Source organism: Streptomyces sp. MS19 (assembly GCF_047200595.1).
Lineage (GTDB): Bacteria > Actinomycetota > Actinomycetes > Streptomycetales > Streptomycetaceae > Streptomyces.
The window spans coordinates 1-6,503 of sequence record NZ_JBJZOH010000080.1; the positions used below are offsets into that span (position 1 = coordinate 1).

7 protein-coding genes are annotated in these 6,503 nt (G+C 77.9%); 3 read left to right on the plus strand and 4 right to left on the minus strand.

Annotation, left to right across the window (positions count from 1 at the left end; translation table 11 throughout):
• Window positions 1–116: 116 nt before the first annotated feature.
• The 3 genes from ACL02R_RS29880 (at window position 117) to ACL02R_RS29890 (ending at window position 2,143) form a co-directional block, all read left to right on the plus strand.
• On the plus strand, window positions 117–578 hold the full coding sequence (locus ACL02R_RS29880) for a hypothetical protein (protein ID WP_412800092.1): 462 nt from the start codon (window positions 117–119) through the stop codon (window positions 576–578).
• A 1-nt stretch (window position 579) separates the two neighbouring features.
• Window positions 580–1,527 carry a hypothetical protein gene (locus ACL02R_RS29885; RefSeq protein WP_412800093.1) on the plus strand — a complete coding sequence of 316 codons (948 nt, stop codon included), beginning with the start codon at window positions 580–582 and terminating at the stop codon, window positions 1,525–1,527.
• 67 nt (window positions 1,528–1,594) lie between these two features.
• Window positions 1,595–2,143, plus strand: coding sequence for a pyridoxamine 5'-phosphate oxidase family protein (locus ACL02R_RS29890; protein ID WP_412800094.1), 549 nt, complete (start codon window positions 1,595–1,597; stop codon window positions 2,141–2,143).
• 10 nt (window positions 2,144–2,153) lie between these two features.
• Here the strand turns inward: ACL02R_RS29890 and ACL02R_RS29895 are convergent, their stop codons facing one another.
• From ACL02R_RS29895 to ACL02R_RS29910, 4 genes are all read right to left on the minus strand, one after another.
• Window positions 2,154–2,948 carry an alpha/beta fold hydrolase gene (locus ACL02R_RS29895; RefSeq protein ID WP_412800095.1) on the minus strand — a complete coding sequence of 265 codons (795 nt, stop codon included), beginning with the start codon at window positions 2,946–2,948 and terminating at the stop codon, window positions 2,154–2,156.
• A 29-nt stretch (window positions 2,949–2,977) separates the two neighbouring features.
• A complete protein-coding gene (locus tag ACL02R_RS29900; RefSeq protein WP_412800096.1) occupies window positions 2,978–4,192 on the minus strand; it encodes an MFS transporter in 1,215 nt (404 codons plus the stop codon).
• A gap of 897 nt (window positions 4,193–5,089) precedes the next feature.
• Window positions 5,090–5,974 (minus strand): short-chain dehydrogenase/reductase, encoded by an 885-nt coding sequence (locus tag ACL02R_RS29905; RefSeq protein WP_412800097.1) that lies wholly within the window; start codon window positions 5,972–5,974, stop codon window positions 5,090–5,092.
• Window positions 5,971–6,503, minus strand: a 533-nt coding sequence (locus ACL02R_RS29910) for an alpha/beta fold hydrolase (protein ID WP_412800098.1), incomplete at its 5' end; no start/stop codon positions are given. The genes ACL02R_RS29910 and ACL02R_RS29905, both read right to left, overlap by 4 nt.

The following is a 6,503-nucleotide window of genomic DNA, read 5'->3' on the forward strand; positions in this document are numbered from 1 at the left end:
CCCCCCCCCCCCCCCCCCCCTTTCTCCCCCCCCCCCCACCCCCCCCCCCCCCACAGTCGCACCGGGCGCCGCCCGCGCGCTGCCCCTCGGTGACGGAAGGGGGTACGGTCGGCACTGTGAGCGATACCAGCGACATCTCCGCCCCGCCGCCGGGCGAGGCCGCCGAGGTACGGGCCGGGGTGGCGGAGGCCTGCGCCGACCTGGCCGGCATCCGCGACGTGCTGGCCGGGACGCCGGACGAGTCCGCGCTCGACGCCCTGCTGGCCGCCGTCAGGGACGGCACGCACGACGACCGCGCCGCCGCGCTCGACGCCCTGGACGAGGCGCTCCAGCGCGCGGGCGACGCCGCCGGGCTCTACGAGGACACCGCCGCCCGCCACTGGGGTGTGGACCGCGCGCCCGACCAGTCCGGGACCGATCCCGGCTACGGCGCACTGCCCGTCACCCCGCGCCCCGCCGCCGCCGTCTTCCTCTGCCCCACCGGCAGCTGCTCGCGCCGCTGGCTGCCGACCGCCGCCCAGGCCGCGCCGCCCTCCTGCGCACTCCTCGGCGAGCCCCTGCGCTGGGAACGGCTCTGAGATGGGCGGTCTGCTGACCGAACTGGGCAAGCACCTGGCCGAACGCTGGCTCTCCCTGCTGGTCCTGCCCGGCGCCCTGTTCCTCGCCGCGCTGGCCGCGGCCGGGACGCTCGGTCACGCCGACCCGTTCGCCGTCGGGCAGCTCGCCGACCGGCTCGACACCTGGGCCGCGTCCCCGCGCCTCGACGGCACCGGCGGCCCGGCGCTCGTCCTCGTCGCCGTCCTGCTCGGCGCGGCCGGGGCGGGCCTCGCCGCGCAGGCGCTCGGCTCGCTCGCCGAGCGCTGGTGGCTCACGCCGGGCGCGGCACCCCGCCGCCTGACCGCCCGGCGGCAGCGGCGCTGGGCCGCACGCTCGGCGGCGTACGACGCGCGCGTCGCGGAGCTGGCCGACGCCCGCGCGACCGGCACCGCCCCGCCGCCCGGACCCGACCTGACGGCGGCCCGCGCCCGCGTGGACGCGATATCCCGGGAACGCCCCGAACGCCCCACCTGGATGGCCGACCGCCTCAACACGCCGGTGGTCCGCCTCGACCGCGAGTACGCGCTCGACCTCGCCAGCGTCTGGCCCCACCTGTGGCTGATCCTGCCCGACACGTCCCGCGTCGAGGTGACCGCCGCCCGCGAGTCCTTCCGCCGGGCCGCCACCCTCGCCGGGTGGGGCGTGCTGTACCTGGCCGTGGCCGCCCTGTGGTGGCCGGGCCTGCCGGTCGCCGCCGCGATCACGGCGACCGGCTGGCGGCGCGGCCGGGCGGCGGTGGACGCGTACGCGGCGCTGCTGGAGGCGACCGCGCGCCTCTACGCGCCCGAGCTGGCCGCCCAGCACGGCCTCACGCCCGAGCCCGAGCGGCTCACCGCCCGCACCGGGTGGCAGCTGTCCTGCCTGGCGCAGGGGCAGGGGCACCTCATCGCGCTGACCGACTCCGCCCCCAGACCGCGCGCCGACCGATGACTTCCGGGCCGTCCCGCGGTCGTACGTACCGGACGAACCCCACGAACAGGGAAGGAACCGCCCGGACATGACACAGGAACAGCCGAGGGACCCCAGGACACGGGAACCGGTCACCGAACTCGACGCCCGCTACAGCTCGCCGGGCGCCGCCCCGACGTCCTGGCCGGAGGGACGCGCGCTACTGGCGGCGGCGGAGGTCTACTGGCTCTCCACCGTCCGCCCCGAGGGCCGCCCGCACGTCACGCCGGTCCTGGCCGTCTGGCTGGACGAGGCGCTGCACTTCGTCACCGGGCCGCGCGAGCGCAAGACCCGCAACCTCACCGCCAACGCCCACTGCGTCCTCACCACAGGGGGCAACGAGCTGCGGTCCGGCCTCGACCTCGTCGTGGAGGGGACGGCCCGCCTCCTCCAGGACGACGCGGTCCTGCGCCGGGTCGCGGAGGCCATCGACGCGAAGTACTCCTCCGCATGGCATTTCGACGTGGCGGACGGCGCGCTGCACAGCGCGGACAGCGGACGCGCCGTCGTCTACCGCGTGGCCCCGGAGACGGCGTTCGGTTTCCGGAAGGGCGACTACGCCCAGACACGCTGGCGTTTCGGCCCCGCGCCCGCCTGACGCCGGGCCGTCAGATCCCGTTGCCATGGAGGAAGTCCGTGATGAGGGCGGCCCAGTGCTCCGGCTGTTCGGCGAAGGGCAGGTGCCCGGTGGCCAGTTCGGCGTACCGGGCGCCGGGGATGCCGTCGGCGAGCTGCCGGTGGTGGTGGGGCGTGACGAGCTGGTCGAACGTGGTCGAGACGACGAGGGCCGGCACGGTGAGCGCGGCGAGGTCGGCGCGGACGTCGGCCTCGGCGAGGAGGAGGCCGATGTGGTCCGCCGTGCCGGGCGGGATGCCCGCCGCGGTGGCCGTGAGGGCGGCGTCGAGGTCGTCCTGCGCCGCGCCGTCCAGAACGGGGGCGCTGACGCCTATGAGGGACAGGTAGGCGGCCAGGCGGTCCGTCTCGCCGTCGCGGAGCAGGTCGCGCCACAGCCGGGCCGCGAGGAGGAGCCGCGGGCTGGGGTGGGCGAATCCGGCGGTGAGGACCAGCCCGGTGACGCGCCCGGGATGCCGGGTCGCGGCCCGGACGGCGACCGCGCTGCCCAGCGAGTACCCGGCGATGGCGAACGTGCCCACGCCCTCCTCGACGGCGGCGGCGACCAGCGCGTCGGCCAGGGTGTCGAGGCCGAGGGGCGCCGTGGCGCGTGGCGTGCGGCCCGTGCCGGGATAGTCGGGGCCGACGACGGTGTGCCCGGCGGCCAGCGTGTCCAGGACGGGGCCGAAGTTGGCGTCGATGCCGCCGCCCGCGCCGTGCGCGAGCAGCAGGCCGGGTCCTGTGCCGCGCACGACGCGGCCGAGGCGGGAGGGGGACGGGGCGGTGGTCATGGTCTTCTCTCTTTCTCTCTTCTGCCGGGTCACTGCGGTACGGCCCGGTGCCGGCGGGCGGTCGCGGCCGCGAGGAGGACGGCGCCGCAGGCGAGCAGCGCGCCGGTCCAGGGCAGGTCGGCGAGGCCGCGCCCCGCGTCGAGGGACCGCGCGCCGAGCTGGGAGCCGCCCGCGACGCCGAGGTTGAACGCCGAGGCGCTGATCGCCGTGACGAGGGTGGGCGCGGCGGGGGCGGCGGCCAGGGCGCGGTCCTGGAGCAGCGGGATGAGGGTCGCGGCGATCACGCCGAGGGCGAGCACGGTGACGGCGGCCGCCCAGCGGACCTGGCTCGTCGCCGTGAACGCCGCCAGTACGCCCGCCAGTGCGGTCAGCGCGGCGCACAGCCCCGTCCACGGGGCGCGTTCCGCCAGCCGTCCGCCGAGCACGTTGCCCGCGACCGCGCCGACGCCGAAGAGGGCCAGCAGCGTGGTGACGGCGGACGGCCCGAAGCCGCTGACCTGCCGCAGCAGCGGGGCGATGTAGGTGTACGTGGTGAACAGCCCGGCCTGCGCGGCCACGATGACCGCCAGCACCAGCGCCACCCGGGGCCGCAGCACGCCCCGCACCTCGCCCCCGGGACCGGCGTCCCCCCGGGGCGCGGACGGCCGGACGAGCACGGCCACGGCGCACAGGACCCCGGCGGCGAGCGTGGCGATGGCCCAGAAGGTGGCGCGCCAGCCGTGGTGGTCGCCGATCCAGGTCCCCAGCGGCGCGCCGAGGACCGTGGCGAGGTTCCAGCCGGCGGTGACAACGGCGATGGCGCGTCCGCGCCGTCCGGCGGGCACCGTCGCCACGGCGAGGACCAGCGCCGCCGCGAAGGCCGTGCTGTGGGTGAGCGCGGTCAGCATCCGGGCCGCGACGAGGGCCTGGAAGCTGCCCGCCAGCGCCGCCGCGACGTTGCCCGCCAGGAACACGCCGAGCAGCGCGAGCAGCGCCTGGCGCCGCGCGAGACGCAGCGTCAGCACCGTCACGAGCGGCCCGGCGACCGTGACCACGAGGGCGTACCAGGTCACCAGGGAACCGGTCGCCGCCAGGGGCCGGTCCCAGGCGGCCGACAGCTGCGGCAGCAGCCCGACCACGACCCACTCTGCGGTGCCCACGGCGAACACGGTCGTGGTGAGCACCGCCAGCGCCGCGGCCCTGCGCGGTGCGGACAAGGCGGGGGAATCGGCCGGGGCCGTGACGGACGCTGTGCCGGTGGTCATGACCGGCACGCTAAAGTCTCACACCGGTGTGAGAGTCAACCCGGACATATCCGGCTCACGGCTTCCGGTCCGCCGACCTACGACGGCGGCCCTGCCACTGAGCGGGGAGGCGTGCTCCGCGCACGGCCCGTGCGGGGTGACGGCTCCCGACACGCTCGTTCGGCCGCTCTGCGGCAGCAGTGGCCGTCGCTGCCAGGGGCGTTGGGACATGCTCCGCGTGTACGGGCCGTACCGGGTCGCGGTTCCGGGCGGGCCCGCTGTGTCGCCTGCGCCGACGAGGCCGCGTCTCGCCAGGCCACCGCGCCTGGCAACAACCGTCGCTGCCAGGAAAGTTGGGGTGTGCGCCGCGCGTACGGCCGTGCCGGGTCACCGCCCCCGGCGTGCCCGCGCTTGGCTGGGACGGCGTCCCGGTTCTCCCGCCGCTCCCGGCGACGCGCCAGGGGCAGCGATGGAAGCGGTCGTCGCTGCTCGGGGGAGGCAGGGCGTTCCGTTGTGCCGGTCACCGCTCCGGGTATGCCCGTTCCGCCGCTGCCCTGCCCGCGTCTCGTCAGGCCGCCGAGCCGGGGTGCAGGCCGCTGGATCTCCCGCTGCTCAGCGGCCCGCCGGGGCAGCGGCCGTCGCTGCCCGGGACTGCGGTGCGCGCCGCGCGTGCGGCTGGGCTGGGCCACGGCGCCCGTTGCGTCGCTTGCGCTGGCCAGGTCGCCGGGTCTCCTGCTGTCCGGGCGGTTCGCCGAGCGGGGGCAGCGAGGCGCGCTCCGCGTGCGGCCGTGCCGGGTCGCCGCTCCCGGTGGGCCCGTTCCGCCGCTCCGCCCGCGCCGGCGAGGCCGGGGGTCGTCGGCCGGGCAGCGACGGCAGCACCGCCGCTGCTCGGGAGGCGGGGCGTGCCGTTGTGCCGGGTCACCGCTCCCGGCGGGCCCGTTCCGCCGCCGCGCCGCCCGCGCCGACGAGGCCGCGTCTTGCCAGGCCGCCGAGCCGGGGTGCCAGGCGCCGGATCTCCCGCTGCCCCAGCGGGCCGCCGATCAGTGACGGCAGCAGCCCCCGCAGCGGCTGCGCACCCCGCAGCCACCGCTGCCCGTAGACGTGCGGCGCGCGCCGCGCGATGCCGTCGGCGACGCGTTCCACCGCAGGCCCCAGCGGGTACGTGCGCCCGGCGGGCCAGGGCAGCCGCCCCCGCATCTCCCGCAGCACCGGGTCCTCGTCGGCCCCGCGCACCATGTCCGTGTCCGTCCAGCTCAGGTACGCGACCCCCACGTCCACCCCGTCGGGCGCGACCTCGGCCCGCAGGCAGTGGGCGAACGCCTCCACGCCCGCCTTCGACGCGCAGTACGCCGTCATCAGCGGCGCCGGGGCGAGCGCGGCCAGCGACGCGACCTGGAGGTAGTAGCCCCGGCTCGCGCGCAGGGCGGGCAGGAACGCGCGGCAGGTCGCGGCGGAGCCGACGAGGTTCACCTCGACCACGCGCCGCCATGTCGCGGCGTCCGCGTCGGCGAACGGGCCCCCGGCCGCCACCCCGGCGTTCGCCACCACGGCGTCCACCGTCCCGAAACGTTCCCGCACCTCGCCCGCCACGGCCTCCATCGCGTCCGCGTCCGTCACGTCCGCCTCCCACCAGCCGCCCTCCACCGGCAGGCTCCCGGCGACGGCCGCCAGTTCCTCCGGCTCCAGCCCGACCAGCGCGACCCGCGCGCCACGCGCCGCGAGCGTACGGGCCAGCGCCGCCCCCACACCCCGCGCGCCGCCCGTCACCACGACGACCCTGCCGCGCACACCCGCCCGCCTCACAGGTGCTCCTTCACCAGGCCGCGCACCACGTCCGCGACCCGGCCAGGCGCCTCGAACGGCGTCATGTGCCCGATGCCGGGCAGCTCGGCGAACTCCGGGCGGCGCGGCAGCAGCGCCGCGAGCCGGTGCGCGTGCACGGGCGGCGTGAGGCGGTCGGCCGTCCCCTGGAGCAGCGTCACCGGCAGGTCGAGCGCGGCGGCGCGCTCGGTCAGGTCGAGCGCCGAGAGCACGCGCCCCCACTCGGCGCGCGGCCGGGGCGCGCACGCGGACACCATGCGCGTCACCGCCGCCCGCTGCGTACGCGTCGCCCCCGGACCGAGGGTGATGCGGTGGACGAGGCGGCGGCTCAGCGGGGTCGGCGGCCCGTAGCGGAGCCGGTTGGTGAGCAGGAAACGCTGCCCCGCCAGGCGGACGCTGCCGGGCCGCAGCGGCAGGACCGTGGACTCCCCGGTGAGCCGGTCGATGCCGGTGGAGCACAGCAGCGCGGCGGCGGGGGGGGGGGGGGGGGGGGGGGGGGGGGGGGGGGGGG

Coding starts and splice junctions, on each gene's coding strand:
- ACL02R_RS29885 (WP_412800093.1), top strand. CDS start 580: ATGGGCGGTCTGCTGACCGAACTGGGCAAGCACCTGGCCGAACGCTGG.
- ACL02R_RS29890 (WP_412800094.1), top strand. CDS start 1,595: ATGACACAGGAACAGCCGAGGGACCCCAGGACACGGGAACCGGTCACC.
- ACL02R_RS29895 (WP_412800095.1), bottom strand. CDS start 2,948: ATGACCACCGCCCCGTCCCCCTCCCGCCTCGGCCGCGTCGTGCGCGGC.
- ACL02R_RS29900 (WP_412800096.1), bottom strand. CDS start 4,192: ATGACCACCGGCACAGCGTCCGTCACGGCCCCGGCCGATTCCCCCGCC.